12 protein-coding genes are annotated in these 14,932 nt (G+C 70.5%); all 12 read right to left on the bottom strand.

Annotated features, from left to right (window positions below; genetic code table 11):
• Positions 1 to 6: 6 nt before the first annotated feature.
• Complete coding sequence (gene rarD / locus ACF3M1_RS02410; RefSeq protein WP_394003586.1) at positions 7 to 918, bottom strand: EamA family transporter RarD; 912 nt, start codon at positions 916 to 918, stop codon at positions 7 to 9.
• The gene (yedA, locus tag ACF3M1_RS02405) at positions 915 to 1,853 is read right to left on the bottom strand and encodes a drug/metabolite exporter YedA (RefSeq protein ID WP_394003584.1); all 939 of its coding nucleotides are present in this window, start codon (positions 1,851 to 1,853) and stop codon (positions 915 to 917) included. Before yedA ends, rarD begins: the two co-directional genes overlap by 4 nt.
• 886 nt (positions 1,854 to 2,739) lie before the next feature.
• Positions 2,740 to 4,932 carry a carboxy terminal-processing peptidase gene (locus ACF3M1_RS02400; protein WP_394003582.1) on the bottom strand — a complete coding sequence of 731 codons (2,193 nt, stop codon included), beginning with the start codon at positions 4,930 to 4,932 and terminating at the stop codon, positions 2,740 to 2,742.
• A gap of 187 nt (positions 4,933 to 5,119) precedes the next feature.
• Complete coding sequence (gene lipA / locus ACF3M1_RS02395) at positions 5,120 to 6,124, bottom strand: lipoyl synthase (protein ID WP_394003580.1); 1,005 nt, start codon at positions 6,122 to 6,124, stop codon at positions 5,120 to 5,122.
• Positions 6,125 to 6,439: 315 nt separating this feature from the next.
• Positions 6,440 to 7,111: a lipoyl(octanoyl) transferase LipB gene (gene lipB / locus ACF3M1_RS02390; protein WP_394003578.1), complete on the bottom strand. Its 672-nt coding sequence runs from the start codon at positions 7,109 to 7,111 to the stop codon at positions 6,440 to 6,442.
• Positions 7,108 to 7,563, bottom strand: coding sequence for a BLUF domain-containing protein (locus ACF3M1_RS02385; RefSeq protein WP_394003576.1), 456 nt, complete (start codon positions 7,561 to 7,563; stop codon positions 7,108 to 7,110). The genes lipB and ACF3M1_RS02385 overlap by 4 nt, the downstream gene beginning before the upstream one ends.
• Before the next feature lie 16 nt (positions 7,564 to 7,579).
• Positions 7,580 to 7,858, bottom strand: a complete 279-nt coding sequence (locus ACF3M1_RS02380; protein ID WP_394003574.1) for a DUF493 family protein — start codon at positions 7,856 to 7,858, stop codon at positions 7,580 to 7,582.
• A gap of 102 nt (positions 7,859 to 7,960) precedes the next feature.
• Positions 7,961 to 9,205, bottom strand: coding sequence for a D-alanyl-D-alanine carboxypeptidase family protein (locus ACF3M1_RS02375; RefSeq protein WP_394003572.1), 1,245 nt, complete (start codon positions 9,203 to 9,205; stop codon positions 7,961 to 7,963).
• Positions 9,206 to 9,263: 58 nt separating this feature from the next.
• Positions 9,264 to 10,622 (bottom strand): septal ring lytic transglycosylase RlpA family protein, encoded by a 1,359-nt coding sequence (locus ACF3M1_RS02370; RefSeq protein ID WP_394003570.1) that lies wholly within the window; start codon positions 10,620 to 10,622, stop codon positions 9,264 to 9,266.
• On the bottom strand, positions 10,619 to 11,749 hold the full coding sequence (gene mltB, locus ACF3M1_RS02365; protein ID WP_394003568.1) for a lytic murein transglycosylase B: 1,131 nt from the start codon (positions 11,747 to 11,749) through the stop codon (positions 10,619 to 10,621). Before mltB ends, ACF3M1_RS02370 begins: the two co-directional genes overlap by 4 nt.
• 66 nt (positions 11,750 to 11,815) lie before the next feature.
• A complete protein-coding gene (gene rodA, locus ACF3M1_RS02360) occupies positions 11,816 to 12,925 on the bottom strand; it encodes a rod shape-determining protein RodA (RefSeq protein ID WP_394003566.1) in 1,110 nt (369 codons plus the stop codon).
• Complete coding sequence (gene mrdA / locus ACF3M1_RS02355; RefSeq protein ID WP_394003564.1) at positions 12,922 to 14,928, bottom strand: penicillin-binding protein 2; 2,007 nt, start codon at positions 14,926 to 14,928, stop codon at positions 12,922 to 12,924. The genes rodA and mrdA overlap by 4 nt, the downstream gene beginning before the upstream one ends.
• Positions 14,929 to 14,932: the final 4 nt, after the last annotated feature.

The following is a 14,932-nucleotide window of genomic DNA, read 5'->3' as shown; positions in this document are numbered from 1 at the left end:
CCCGCGTCAGGCCTGTTGCGCGACGATCCGGCGGCGGGACTGCAGATACCCGTCGATCGCGAACACCGCCAGCCCGGCCCAGATGAAACCGAAGCCGGCCGCGCGGTCCACGCCGAAGGCCTCGCCGAAGAAGAACACGCCCAGCAGCAGCTGCAGCGTCGGCCCGATGTACTGCAGCAGGCCGATCGTGGTCAGCGGCACGCGGCGTACCGCGTAGGCGAAACAGATCAGCGGAATCGCGGTCAACGCCCCGCCCATGACCAGCAGCGCGTCGGTCCAGCCGCCCCAGCGCAGCGAGAAGAAGCCGCCGCCGCCCTGGCTCTCGAACCACGCCAGCGCCAGCACCGCCGGGCCGAACACGAACAGGTTCTCGACGCCGAGCCCCTGCACCGCTTCGACGGCCGCGAACTTGCGGATCAGGCCGTACAGCGCGAACGAGGTTGCCAGGCACAGCGCGATCCACGGAAAGCTGCCGTAGTTGAAGGTCAGCCACAGCACGCCGCAGCCGGCCAGCACCACCGCGATCCACTGCGGCGGCGACAGGCGCTCGCGCAGGAAGACCACGCCGATGACGACATTGAGCAGCGGATTGATGAAGTAGCCGAGGCTCGCCTCGACCACGTGGCCGCTGTTGACGGCCCAGACGTAGAGGCTCCAGTTCGCGGCGATCAGCACGCCCGACATCGCCAGCATGCCGGCCAGCCGCGGCTGGGCCAGGATCTCGCGCAGCCAGCCGCGGCCCTGGCGGATCGTCAGGAACGCGGCGACCAGGATCGCGCACCAGATCGAGCGGTGCAGCACGATCTGCAGCGACGGCACATGCCGCAGCAGGTACCAGTACAGCGGCATCAGGCCCCAGATGACGAACGCGGCGACCGCGATCCACAGCCCGCGGCGGCTCTGCGCGGCGTCGATCATGCGTCCTCTCCGGCGATCGCTGCGGCCGGCGTCGGCACCGGCTTTTTCGCGCGTGCGCGGCCCAGCGTGATCGCGACCACCGCGAGCAGGATCACCGCCATCGCGCCGAGATCGTTGACGTGGAAGCGCTCCGACGCCAGCCACGCGCCGAGCAGCACCGCGATCGCCGGATTGACGTAGGCGTAGCTGCCGGCGAGCGTCGGCCGCACGTTGTGCAGCAGCCAGACGTAGGCGGTGAAGCCGATGATCGAACCGAACGAGGTCAGATAGGCCAGCGACAGCGTGCCCTTGAGCGTCGGCATCGCGGTGAAGCGCTCACCGATCAGCAGGCCGGCCGCGAGGATGATCACGCCGCCGGCGAGCATCTGCGCCGCGGCGGCCATGAACGGCGACGGCAGATCGCGGCCGCGGCTCCACACCGAGCCGAAGGCCCAGGCCAGCGGCGCGATCAGCAGCGCGATCAGGCCGACCGGCGTGCCGGTCAGCGAGCTGCCGGCGTTGAGCCACAGCACGCCGACGAAGCCGATCGCCAGGCCCGTCCATTCGATGCGCGAGGGGCGATCACCGCGCATCGCGGAGAACAAGGCGATCCAGATCGGCGCCGAGGCGACCGCCACCGCGGCCAGGCCCGACGACACGCTCTGTTCGGCGATGCAGACCATGCCGTTGCCGAGGCCCAGCAGCAGCACGCCCATCGCGACCAGCGTGGGCCACTGTGCGCGCGTCGGCGCCGGCACCCCGCGCAGGCGCAGCGCCGCATACATCAGTCCGCCGGCGACGACGAAGCGCGACCCTGCCATCAGCAGCGGCGGATACCCGCCTTCGAGCGCGAAGCGGATCGCGAGATACGTCGAACCCCAGACGAGATAGACCGCCGCCAGCGCGAGCGCGATGGACAGGACCGAGGCGGAACGGGACACCGGCGCGACGCTCATGGGGATTCCGGGGGGATGAAGAGACGACCGCACGGGGAGGCGAGACGACCGCACACGCGGGAGCGGAATTCTACGCCCGCGCCCCGTTGCACGGCTGGAACGGTGGTGTTGCAGATGGATGGCGGCGGCGTGGGGCCGTCGTTCCGCCGTGTCGGGACGTCCGTATCGGAAGGGACGAGGCGGTGCAGCCGAGCCGGAGATGGAAACCGCCCCGCGACCGTTAACCCCGACCCTGTAAGCGCGCGCTCGCGCGCGAAGGGCTCGACCGGGAACGTGCCATCGCGCGCCAGCGCGCGCCTACAGGGTGTTCGTCGAGGCCGGCGCGCAACGAAGCGGCGGGCTCGATGTTCACCACGCGCGATATCGGCTGCCTCCAAAGCCGATGGCTTCACGGCGTAGGCGCGCCCTCGCGGGCGAAGGGCTCGACCGGGAACGCGCCATCACGCGCAAACGCGCGCCTACAGGGGCTCATCGAGGCTGGCGCGCAACGAAGCGGCGGGCTCGATCTTCTCCGCGCGCGATACCGGCTGCCCCCAAAGCCGATGCCCCCCCACTGTAGGAGCGCGCTCGCGCGCGAAGGGCCTGACCGGGAAGGCACCATCGCGCGCCAGCGCGCGCCTACAGGGGGTCGTCGAGGCCGGCGCGCAAAGAAGCCGCGGGCTCGATGCTCACCACGCGCGATACCGGCTGCGTCCCAAGCCGATGGTCCCCCACCGTAGGCGCGCGCTCGCGCACGAGCGGCCTCACTTGAAGGCACCATCGCGCGCATGCGGCGCCTCTGAACGCGCCATCGCGCGCCCAGCGCGCCTACGGAAAGCGGGAACGGCGCGCAAAAAAAAACCGCCGCGATCGCTCGCGGCGGCTTCGATGTCACCGGGCCCGGCGCTCAGCGCGCCCAGCGGCCCGGCGCGGTCGAGACCGGCAGCACGGTCGCCGAGAGCTGGCGATCGGCATTGAGCAGGCGCACCGCGTCGGCCAGGATTGCCGCCGACTCGCGCAGCAGCGGATCGGGACGTTCTTCGGCGGCCTTCTCCAGCCGGTTCTGCTGGGCGATCGCACGCTCGCTGGCCTGCAGGCCGTCGTCGTCGGAATCCTCGGCCAGCGGATCGAGATCCAGGCCCAGCTCGCGACGTTCCGCCTGACGCGCCTGGCGGCGCTCGGCCTGACGGTCACGCTCGGCGCGACGCTCGGCCTCGTTGAGCGAAACGTACTTCTTCTCGCGCTCGGCGCGGAACTCGGCGATGTCCTCGGCCCACCAGACGAATTCCTTGTCGGTGGCGACGCGCGCCTCATGCGAGGTCTCGAGCTTCGGCAGCAGGGACGAGAAATCGCCGTACTGCGTGTGCGGCACCGCGGCGATGCGGGTCCACGGCAGCGCGTTGTCGTAGGTGCTTTCGCCGAACTCGGTCGCATCGACCGTCACCGGGAAGTGGATGTCCGGCTCGACGCCCTTGTTCTGCGTGCTGCTGCCGCCGGGCAGGAAGAACTGCGCGATGGTCAGCTTGACCTGGCCGTAGCGCTGGGTCTCGTTGGCCGGCCAGCGGTCGAGGTCGACCAGGTTCTGCACCGTGCCCTTGCCGAACGTGGTCTCGCCAATGATCAGGCCGCGGCCGTAATCCTGGATCGCGCCAGCGACGATCTCCGACGCCGAGGCCGAGCCGCGGTTGATCAGCACGGCCAGCGGACCGTCCCAGGCCACGCCCGGATCGCGGTCGCCCTGCACGCCGACACGGCCGCCGGATTCGCGCACCTGCACCACCGGGCCCTGGTCGATGAACAGGCCCGTCAGCTCGACTGCCTCGTTGAGCGAGCCGCCGCCGTTGTTGCGCAGGTCGAGCACCACGCCGTCGACCTTGTTGGCCTTGAACTCTTCCAGCAGGCGCGCGACGTCACGGGTCGCCGACGCGTACTCGCCGTTGCGGCTGCGACGGCCCTCGAAGTCCTGATAGAACGCCGGCAGCTTGATCACGCCGATCTGCTTCTCGCGGCCACCCGGCTCGTCGGCCGGCAGCGTCAACGTCTGCGCCTTCGCGGCCTGCTCTTCGAGGCGCACGCGCGCGCGGGTCAGCGTGATGCGCACCGGTTCGCTGTCGAGCGTGGCCTCGGCCGGCACCACGTCCAGGCGCACCTGGGTGTCCTTCGGACCCTTGATCTTCTCGACCACGTCGTCGATGCGCCAGCCGACCACGTCTTCCATCGGACCGTTGGTGCCCTGGCCGACGCCGACGATGCGATCGCCGGGCTTGAAGCGGTTGCTGATCGCCGCCGGACCACCGGCGATGACCTCGCGGATCACGACCACGTCGTCCTGCTTCTGCAGCTGCGCGCCGATGCCCTCGAGCGACAGCGACATGTTCTGGTTGAACAGGCGCGCGGCGCGCGGGTTGAAGTAGTCGGTGTGCGGATCGATCGCGCCGGTGTAGGCGTTGAGGAAGCTGCTGAAGGCGTCCTCGTCGTTGAGCGACGCGACCGTGTTGCCCATGTTGACGTAGCGCCGGTCGAGCGTCTTGCGGATCTCGTCTGACTGCTTGCCCGCCAGCTGCAGGCGCAGCCAGTCGTTGCGCACCGACTGCCGCCACAGCGTATCGAGCTCGGCCGCGTCACCGGCCCAGGCGGCGTCCTTGCGGTCGTACTCCCAGCGGTCGTTGCCGGAGAAATCGAAAATGTCCTGACCGAGCAGATCGCGCGCGTACTGGGTGCGCTCGGCCACGCGCGTCTTGTACAGCGCGAAGATCTCCAGCGCCGGCGCGATGTCGCCGTTGCGCACGGCCGCCCCCATGCCCGACCGCAGCGGCTCGAAGCGGCTGATGTCCTGCTGGGTGAAGAACAGCTTGCCGGCGTCGAGATTCTCGAAATAGCCGTCGAACACCTCGCTCGACATCGTGGCGTCCATCGGCCGCGGCCGGTAGGCGTAGCGGCTGTCCGACAGCAGGCCGTAGACGAGCTTCGACGCGGCCACCTGGTCGACGTTCGGCGCCGCCGGCACATCGGCGACGGCATCGGGCCGCGCCATGAGGGCGAGCGGGACCGCCAGCGCCAGGGCGATCACGGAGGCGGAAACGACGCGGGAAGCTTTCATTCGGGATCCTGGAAAACGGCTGCGGTGATCATGCGACATGCGATCGAGCCTGTCGCGTGAACAGACGGGTCGACAGTGCCGAAAGTTTCAGATCGCACGCATCCGACTGTACGGGCGCGGCAGGGCCGGGGTATGAACCGCCCCGATCCGGGGGCGGCATTCACCAGGGCGTCAGGCGCGGATGCGCTCAGGCGGCGACGCCGGCGTCCATCGCCTGCTGGTCGGCGTGATAGGACGAGCGCACCAGCGGACCGGAGGCGACGTGGCTGAAACCGAGCGCCATGCCGTAGTCCTCGAGCGCCTTGAACTCCTCGGGCGTCCAGTAACGCAGCACCGGATGGTGGTGCGCGCTGGGCTGCAGGTACTGGCCGATGGTGACCATGTCGACATCGTGCGCACGCAGGTCGCGCAGCGTGCCCTGCACCTGCTCCATGGTCTCGCCGAGGCCGAGCATGATGCCGGACTTGGTGGGCACGTCCGGATGCTGGGCCTTGAACTTCTTCAGCAGGTCGAGCGACCACTGGTAGTCCGCGCCCGGCCGCACGTTGCGGTAGAGGTCCGGCACCGTCTCGACGTTGTGGTTGAACACGTCGGGCGGATCGGACTTCAGGATCTCCAGCGCGCGTTCCATGCGGCCCTTGCCGCGGAAGTCGGGCGTCAGCACTTCGATGCGGATATGCGGCGACTGCTTGCGGACTTCGCGGATGCAGTCGACGAAATGCTGGGCGCCGCCGTCGCGCAGGTCGTCGCGGTCGACCGACGTGATCACGACGTACTTCAGGCCCATGTCGGCGATCGTGTTCGCGAGGTTCAGCGGCTCGCTCGCATCCGGCGGCCTGGGCCGGCCGTGGGCGACATCGCAGAACGAACACCGGCGCGTGCAGACCTCGCCGAGGATCATGAAGGTCGCGGTGCCGTGGCCGAAGCACTCGTGGATGTTCGGGCAGCTGGCCTCTTCGCAGACCGTGACCAGGCGGTTCTCGCGCAGCTTCGCCTTCAGCGCGGCGACCGCACCGTTGGACGGAATGCGCACGCGGATCCACGACGGCTTGCGCAGCACGGGCGCGTCGGCGAACTGCACCGGCGAGCGCGCGATCTTGTCGCCGGCCACCTGTTTGACGCCGGCCTGCAGCGACGGCGGCGGTGCGGCCACCACCTGCAGCGGAATCGATTTGTCGGCGGGACGGGACATGGCGCACCAGGCGTCGGGCGGAGGGCCATTGTAGGCCAAGGGCGGGCGGCGACGCCCGGACGGGCGGCGCAAGGTTGGGGCGGCGTCAGCTGGCATCGGGCGATGCGAGCCTCATTCCGACGCGACGTGTTCCCGTGTGATCGCCGGGATGGCGCCGGAATCCGATGCCGCCGCGGTGCAGTCGTCGCGGCCGGGCCACGTGGCCTGCCCCTCAGGCGGTGGCCGGCCCGCGGGCCTCACCGCCGCTGCGCGGCCCGCACCCGGCCGATCGCCGAGCCGGCATGCCCGGCCGTGCGTGCGCCGGGACGCAGCGTTTCATGCGTCCGCGTCGAGGGTCGGCACGGGCGCATCGGTGAGCGCGAGCCCGAACTGCGCCGCGAGATGCTCGAGCAGCGCCGGCGCAACCGTGTCCAGCGACGCAGGCCCACCCAGATCGGCCAGCGACACGACCTGCAGCCCCTGGTAACCGCACGGATTGATGCGCCGGAACGGTTCGAGGTCCATCGCGACGTTGAACGCCAGGCCGTGAAAGGTGCAGCCGCGACGCACGCGGATGCCGAGCGCGGCGATCTTGGCGTCGGCCACGTAGACGCCGGGCGCCCCAGTGCGACGCGTCGCCTCGATATTCCAGTCGCCGAGCGTGTCGATGATCGCCTGCTCGATCCGGCAGACGTAGTCGCGCACGCCGATCTTCAGGCGCGGCAGGTCGAGCAGCGGATAGATCACCAGCTGGCCCGGACCGTGATAGGTCACCTGCCCGCCCCGGTCGACGTGGACCACCGGGATGTCGCCCGGCGCGAGCACGTGCTCGGGCTTGCCGGCCTGGCCCAGCGTGAATACCGGTGCGTGTTCGACGACCCAGAGCTCGTCGAGTGCGTCGTCGGCGCGCGCGTCGGTGAAACGCTGCATCGCCCGCCACACGGGCACGTAGTCCTGGCGGCCGAGATGGCGCACGCAGGCCGGGCGGATGTCCGGCGCGACGCTCATCGCGTGGGTTCAGCGTACAGGCCGCCGCCCTGCGCCGTCTCGCCGCGCAGGAAGGCACGCAGTGTCACCGCCACCGGATCGGCACCCGCGCCGTCCAGCGCACGCAGCGCGTGGTGGTCGGTCTCGAGCCCGGCGAACGCCGGCGCGTCGTCGTCCAGCGGCGCCTCGGCCCAGGCCATGCGCCAGTCGGGCAGCAGCCGCGCGGCGCGCTCGCGGCGGTTGATCAGCTGAACACCGCAATGACGCGGATCCTCCGCGATGCGCGCGTACAGCGCCTCCACTGCGGCCATCGGCCCTTCGAGCAGCTGCATGAACAGCCCATCGCGCAACAGCAGCAGGCCGCCCACGCCGCAGCCGGCATTGTGCGCGCGCGACGTCTGCAGCAAGCGGATCATGTCGGCCACGGTGAATTCGTACAGCTGACCGCTGCGATAGAGCAGCTGGCGGATCATGCCGCCCGCGCGACGCCTAGAGCGTCCATTTGATTTCGGGATGGTCGCGCAGCGCGACATGCGCCGCGTCGTACTGCGCGCGCGACTCGGCCTTGAAGCTGAGCTTGATCGACACGTAACGGCCGCTGCTCGAGCCGCGTGTGGCGACGGTCTCGTGCAGCACGGTGATGCCGGCGGCGACCAGCAGGCGCGGAATCTCCGCTTCGAGGCCGGCACCGGCCGGGCCCATCGCGGTGATCTCGAAGACGCCGGGGAACTGGAAGCCGTGTTCGGGGTTGTCGGAGGAAATGTCCATCGGCGGATTATCGGGGCGTTGCCGCGCGAACCCAAGCGGGTCCGGAAACGACGGAGGCCGGCGAATGCCGGCCTCCGGGTGCAGCGCGGACCGCGATGACGGTCAGGACTTCCACCACATCATGAACTCGTGCCACAGGCGCTTGAAGAAGCCGGCTTCCTCCACCGCCTCCAGCGCGACCAGCGGGCGCTCGGCGATGACCTTGCCGTCGAGCTCGACGCGCACGGTGCCGATCGCCTGGCCCTTCTCGATCGGGGCGACGAGGGTCTGCGGAATATCCATCGACGGCTTGAGCTGTGCGTACTTGCCGCGCGGCATCGACACCAGCATCGGCTCGGCGACGCCCAGCTGCACCTCGTTGGTCTTGCCCTTCCACACCTGCTGGGTCGACACCGCCGTTTCGGCGTCGTAGACGGCGTGGGTCTCGAAGAAGCGGAAGCCCCAGTTGAGCAGTGCCAGCGAATCGGTGGCGCGCTGCGCCTCGCTGGTCGAGCCCATGACGACCGAAATCAGGCGCTGGTCGCCGCGCAGGGCCGACGCCATCAGGCAGTAGCCGGCGCCCGAGTGGTGACCGGTCTTGATGCCGTCGACGCTGTCGTCGCGCCACAGCAGCCGGTTGCGGTTGTGCTGGGTGATCGGGCCGACGGTGAACTCGCGGATCTTGTTGTGGGCGTATTCCTCGGGGTAATCGCGCACCATCGCGCGGCCGAGGATCGCGAGATCGCGCGCGGTCGAGTAATGCTCCGGGCCCGACAGGCCGGTGGCATTGGTGAAGTTGGAATTCTTCATGCCGATGCGCTTGGCGTACGCCGTCATCAGCTGGGCGAACGACTCCTCGCTGCCGGCGACGTGCTCGGCCAGCGCGATCGCGGCGTCGTTGCCCGACTGCACCACCATGCCGATTTCCATGTCCAGCAGGCGCGCGGTCTGGTTCACCGGGAAGCCGCTGTAGCTGCCGTCGGTGCCCGCGCCGCCCTTGCGCCAGGCGTTCTCGCTCATCATCACCTGGTCGTCGACGGTGATCTTGCCGGCCGCCAGTTCGGCGGCGATGACGTAGCTGGTCATCACCTTGGTGATGCTGGCCGGCTCGACGCGCTCGTCGACGTTCTCGCCCGCCAACACCTGGCCGGTGGCGTAGTCCATGACCAGCCAGGCATTGCCGGTGATCGTCGGCGGCGGCGGCGTGGGCAGGTCGTCGCTGAGCGCGGGCGCGGCGCCCGGCTGCGCGGCAGGCGTGGGCGTCGCCGGGCGGGGCGTCGGCGCGGGATCCTGGGCAACGGCGATTCCCACCGTCGCGATGGCCACCGCGGCCAGCAGCATGCGCGAAACGACTACAGACACTTTCATCGGGTAGAGCACTCCGGAGGGCCGACCGCTCAGGCCGGCAAATGACAGAAAACGGAATTCAGTCGCGCACGACGGTCGGGGCACCAAAGCCCAGACCGGCGACACGCGAGGACAGCTCGGCGACGCGCGCGGCCTCCACCGGGCCCACACGCAGGCGCCAGACCGGCTTGCCGGCGGCCGAACCGTCCTGCAGCTGGGCGGCCGAAATGCCGGCGCCGCGCAGGGTGGCCAGTGCGCGCTCGGCGTTGGCGCGGGCGCCGAACGCGGCGACCTGCAGGATCACACCGCCGGCAACAGGCACCGGGGCCGGGGCCGGGGCCGGCGAGGCGGACGCCACGACGGGCGCAACCGTTGCCGTCGCCTGCGGCGCAGCGGCCGGCGTCGCCACCGGGTCGATCGGCACCTGGCGTCCGTTCTCGAGCTTGAGCCCGCGTGCGGCGAGCCAGGCGTCGAAATCGTCGGCGGTCATGACGCGACCGTTCTGGTACATGTTGAAGCGACCGTCGGCCGCGCTGGCCTGCACCGGCGACGGGGCCGGGCGTTCGCCGGCACGCGCGCTGGCGATCGGCAGGGCCTCGACGATCGCATCGATCGCACTGCCGGCCGCAGTCGGCGCCGGTGCGGCCGCTACAGGCGAAGACGCGGCTGGCGCATTGGCGGCGCGTCCGCGTCGCGGCGTCGATGCGACCGGCGCGGCGGCGGCAGGCGCCGGTGCCGCGGCGACCGCGTCCCAGTCCTGCCGCGCGTTCTCGCCCGGGCTCAGCGCACGCACTTCGACCCGGCCGGTGCCGGCCGGATGGATGCCGATCTTGACCGCCGCCGCGTAACTCAGGTCGACGACGCGGCCTTCGTGGAACGGGCCGCGGTCGTTGACGCGCACGACCACCGACTTGCCGCTGTCGAGATTGGTCACCCGCGCGAAGCTCGGCAGCGGCAGCGACTTGTGCGCCGCGGTGAACGCGTACATGTCGTAGACCTCGCGGTTGGAGGTCAGGCGGCCGTGGAACTTGGCGCCGTAGTAGGACGCGGTGCCGGTCTCGGCGAATTCGCTGTGATCGTCGAGCACGTGATAGGTCTTGCCCAGCACCTGGTAGGGGCTGCGGTTCCCGACCGGCGAGCGCGGCAGGTCGACGACATCGGGCTCGGGAATCAGATCGACGTTGGGCAGGTAATCGGGAAGGCTGTCGGGCACGCCCGGGCGGTACAGGCCGCCGGCGGTGTAGTGGCCGCGGGTATTGGGATCTTCCTGCGCAGGCGCGTACGGGGACACGCGGCGTTGACCGGCGGCCGGCGTTCCGGCCGCGGGCGGTGCGGCCACGCGATCACCGCCGCCTGCGGTGGAGCCCGTCTTCTTCGGCGCGCCGGCACATCCGGCGAGCAGTGCCACCGCACACAGCGGCAGCAGCCAGCGGGTCAACGGCCCGCCCCTGCGCGGATGGCCTCGGCCAGTTGATGCACCGCCAGCGAATACATCGGCGAGCGGTTGTAGCGGGTGATCACATAGAAGTTGCGGTACGCCAGCCAGTACTCCATGCCGGCGGCACCATCGAGCGACAGCAGCGTGCCGCCCTCGGCGGTCGGCTGCCCCGGCGCCGGCGTGTAGCCGCGTGCGGCCAGCGCCTGCAGCGGATACACCGGTTCCCAGTTCTCGGGCTTGAAGTCGGCGGCATCCGCGGCGCGCTGCGCGCGTGCGACCACCGGGCCGCCGCGCTGCCAGCCGTGGACGACGAAGTAGTTCGCGATCGAGGCGAACACGTCGGGCGTGTGGGTCAGCAGGTCGCGCCGGCCGTCACCGTCGCCGTCCTTCGCCCACAGCCGGTAGCTCGACGGCATGAACTGGCCCATGCCCATCGCGCCGGCATAACTGCCCTTGAGTTCGGTGAGCTGCAGCTGCGGCTCGGCCTTCTCCAGCGCGAACAGCTGGGCCAGCTCGCCGGCGAAGAACGGCGCGCGCGGCGGATAGTCGAACGCCAGCGTGTACAGCGCATCGAGCACCTTCCACGTGCCGGTCACGCGGCCGTAGCTGGTTTCCACGCCGATGATCGCGACGATGTACTCGGCCGGCACGCCGGTGTCGGCGGCCACGCGATCGAGCGCCGCGCGGTGTTCGCGATAGAACGCCACGCCGCCGTTGATGCGCGCGTCGTTGATGAAGATCGGGCGGTAGTCGCGCCACGGGCGCACCGCTTCGGCCGGGCGGCTGATCGCATCGAGGATGCGCTGCTGCACGGTGGCCTGGGCGAGCACGCGGCGGATGTGCGCCGGGTCCGCGCCGTAGGTCTGCGCGGTGTAGGCGACGAAATTCTCGACGCGCTGCGCGCGCGGGATCGAGGCATCCGTCACCGACTCGGGCGCCACCGGGCGCTCGGGGGGCTGCGGCACCGGCGGCAGCAGCGCGCCGGCAGGTCGCTCGGCCTCGGGCAGCGGACTGACCGTGCGGGCGTCCTCCACCTGGACGTCGGAAGAATTGACAGGAGTCGCGCAGGCCGCCAAAGCGAGCGGCAGCGCGGCCACGGTTAGTCGTAGAAACGGGCGTCGGCTCATCGGCGGCGAGGTTAGCACGCGTGCCGCAGCACCCAACACCCGAGATGCGGCGCGGTTGTGCCGCGCTCAGCGTCGACGGCGTGCGCTGGCCTGCACCGCCATCACCACGCCGAAGCCCGCGAGCAGCGAGACGGCCGCGGTGCCACCGAAACTCAGCAGCGGCATCGGCACGCCCACCACCGGCAAAAGACCCGAAATCATGCCGCCGTTGACGATGACGTAGACGAACAGCGCCAGCCCCAGACTGCCCACCAGCAGCCGCGAGAACCCGTCGCGTGCCTCGCTGGCGATCCACAGGCAGCGACCGACGATGAACAGATACAGCCCCAGCGTGATCGCCACACCGATCCAGCCGAACTCTTCGCTGAGCACGGCGAAGATGAAGTCGGTGGTGTGCTCGGGCACGTAGTTGAGATGCGATTGCGAGCCGTCGCCCCAGCCCTGCCCGCCGATGCCGCCCGCACCGATCGCGATCTTCGACTGGATGATGTTCCAGCCTTCGCCCAGCGGATCGGATTCGGGATCGAGGAACATCATGATCCGCGCCTTCTGGTAGGGCTGCAGATACCAGAGCCACGCGGCCGGCGCGATCACCGCGAGCGAGGCCGCGCCGCCGATGAACCACCACCACGACAGGCCGGCGAGATACAGCGCGAAAACGCCGGCCGAGGCCACCAGCACCGCGGTGCCGAGATCAGGCTGCATCAGGATCAGGCCGGTCGGCAGGCCGATGATCGCGGCCGCGACCGCGAGCGTGTCCAGCCGCGGCGGCGTCGGCCGCTGGCCGAGCCACCAGGCCGCCATCATCGGCAGCGACAGCTTCATCAGCTCCGCCGGCTGCACGTAGAACACCCCGAGGTTGATCCAGTGCTGGCCGCTGCGGCCGGTGCCGAGGAACAGCACCGCGATCAGCGGCAGCAGCGAGGCGGCGTAGGCCAGCGGCGTGAAGCGGCGCAGCTGCACCGCCGGAATACGCGACAGCACCCACATCGCGCCCAGCCCGATGACGAACCGGCTGGCCTGCGACGTCACCATCGCCATGTTCTTGCCGCTGGCGCTGTGCAGCACGGCCAGGCCGATCGCCATCAGTGCGACCAGCGCGCCGAGCAGCGGCCAGTCGATGGTGCGCGCGAAGCGCAGCCACAGGTCGAGCAGCCAGCGCAGGATCGTCTTCAACGCGGCACCCCGCCGTTGCCGGGGCCGAGCCGCGCGGGCGGCACCACGCGCACGCCGTCGACCACCGCATCGAAGGAGACATCGGGGCGCAGCGCGGCCTGGGGACCGGCGGCGGCCACCGCCGCGGGCGCGCCGGTGACCGGGTCGATCTCGACCTCGGGCATCTTGCCGAGCAGCCAGGCGTCGAAGATCTTGCGCGCGATCGGCCCGGCGGTGGTGCCGCCGTAACCGCCGTGCTCGACGGTTACCGCGATCGCGATTTCCGGCGCCTCGGCCGGCGCGTACCCCACGAACAACGCCTGGTGACGCAGGTGGTAAGGCAGGTTGCGCGGATCGGTGCTCACGTTGCCGCGGCGGCTCACGCGCTGCGCGGTGCCGGTCTTGCCGGCCATGCGGTACTCGGCGCCGATCGCCATGCGGGTGCCGGTGCCGCGGCCGTGGATCGTGTTGACCATGCCTTCCTGCACCGCACGCAGGTGCGCCGGGTTGTCGGTGATGCGGGTCGGCGCCGGGCGGTCCACCGCGCGCCATGGGGCGTCGAAGCCGTCACGGCGCTCGGCCGCGATGTGCAGCGTGTGCAGGTCGCCGCCGCCGGCGATCGCCGCGGTCCCACGCGCGAGCTGCAGCGCGGTGGCGACCCAGTAGCCCTGGCCGATGCCGGCGATCACGGTCTCGCCGGCGTACCAGGGCTCCCGCGTCCGCGTGGCCTTGAAGCGCGGCGACGGCACGATGCCCGCGGTTTCGCCGAGCAGATCGATCCCGGTCGGCTGGCCGAAGCCGTAGCGCGTCATGTACTGGTCGAAGCGCTCGATGCCCATCTCGTAGGCGAGCTGGTAGTAGTAGTAGTTGACCGAGCGCGCGATCGAATCGCGCAGGTCGGTCCAGCCGGCGCCGCGCGCGGCATCGCGATACCCGCGGCGCTGGCCGGGGATGAAGAACTCGCCGGTCGAGAACACCCGCGATTCGGGCGTGCGCAGGCCGCTGTCGACGCCGGCCAGCGCGACCAGCGGCTTGATCGTCGAACCCGGCGGCCCGCCGCCGAGCACGTTGCGGTTGAACAGCGGCCGCGCGGGGTCGTCCATCAGCCGGCGATAGTCGGTATGCGAGATGCCGTTGACGAACAGGTTCGGGTCGAAGCTCGGCAGGCTGACCATGCCGAGGATGTCGCCGGTGGCCGGATCGACCGCGACCGCCGAGCCGTGCAGGCCGCCGAAGGCCAGCACCATGGCCTGCTGCAGGTCGGCGTCCACACTCAGGCGCAGGTCGGTACCGGCGGTGGCCGGCTGCAGGCCGAGCCGGCGCAGCGCGCGGCCTTCGACATTGGTTTCGACCTGCTCGTAGCCGATCTTCCCGCGCAGCAGCTCGTCGTAATAGCGTTCCAGCCCGGTGCGCCCGGTCTGCGGGAACAGCAGGTGCGCCTGGCCGTAGCGGTCGACGTCGGCCTGGTCGGTGCGGCCGACGTAGCCGACCACGTGCGCGAACAGGTCGCCGTAGGGGTAATGGCGGTTGAGGTAGGGCACCACCTCGACGCCCGGGAAGCGCCAGCGGTCGAGCGCGAAGCGCGCCATCTCGTCCTCGCTCAGGCGCAGCTTCAGCGGCACCGCGCGGAAGCTGCGCTGGGCCTTGCGCTCGCGGTCGAAGCGGGCGATGTCGTCGGGCGACAGCGCGATGATGCGCGAGAGCCCGGCGACCAGTTGGCGGATGTCGCCCGCTTCCTCCGGGGTGACGTCGAGGCGGTAGGCCTGTTCGTTCTCGGCCAGGATGCGGCCCTTGCGGTCGAGGATCAGCCCGCGCCCCGGCACCACCGGCCGCGGCTTGATGCGGTTGGCCTCCGAGCGCTTGGCGTAGATGTCGTGGTCGACGACCTGCAGCTTGAAGTACCAGCCGGCGAGCACGCCGAGCGCGACCACCACCACGCCGAAGCCGATCAGCGCACGCTGGCGGAACGCCGCCGCCTCGCCGGCGGTGTCGCGGATGTCGCTGCGTCGGCGTCGCCTGGCCATCGGG

This window comes from Luteimonas sp. WGS1318 (assembly GCF_043187535.1).
GTDB lineage: Bacteria > Pseudomonadota > Gammaproteobacteria > Xanthomonadales > Xanthomonadaceae > Luteimonas.
The sequence above is the reverse complement of the archived record's forward strand: the minus strand, read 5'-3'. Positions and strand labels throughout refer to the sequence as shown.

Bases quoted from the DNA above. Each gene is read 5' to 3' on its own strand.
- lipB (WP_394003578.1), bottom strand. From the start codon at position 7,111: ATGAGCGTCGCGCCGGACATCCGCCCGGCCTGCGTGCGCCATCTCGGC.
- rarD (WP_394003586.1), bottom strand. From the start codon at position 918: ATGATCGACGCCGCGCAGAGCCGCCGCGGGCTGTGGATCGCGGTCGCC.
- mltB (WP_394003568.1), bottom strand. From the start codon at position 11,749: ATGAGCCGACGCCCGTTTCTACGACTAACCGTGGCCGCGCTGCCGCTC.
- ACF3M1_RS02375 (WP_394003572.1), bottom strand. From the start codon at position 9,205: ATGAAAGTGTCTGTAGTCGTTTCGCGCATGCTGCTGGCCGCGGTGGCC.
- lipA (WP_394003580.1), bottom strand. From the start codon at position 6,124: ATGTCCCGTCCCGCCGACAAATCGATTCCGCTGCAGGTGGTGGCCGCA.
- ACF3M1_RS02380 (WP_394003574.1), bottom strand. From the start codon at position 7,858: ATGGACATTTCCTCCGACAACCCCGAACACGGCTTCCAGTTCCCCGGC.
- ACF3M1_RS02400 (WP_394003582.1), bottom strand. From the start codon at position 4,932: ATGAAAGCTTCCCGCGTCGTTTCCGCCTCCGTGATCGCCCTGGCGCTG.
- mrdA (WP_394003564.1), bottom strand. From the start codon at position 14,928: ATGGCCAGGCGACGCCGACGCAGCGACATCCGCGACACCGCCGGCGAG.
- yedA (WP_394003584.1), bottom strand. From the start codon at position 1,853: ATGAGCGTCGCGCCGGTGTCCCGTTCCGCCTCGGTCCTGTCCATCGCG.
- ACF3M1_RS02385 (WP_394003576.1), bottom strand. From the start codon at position 7,563: ATGATCCGCCAGCTGCTCTATCGCAGCGGTCAGCTGTACGAATTCACC.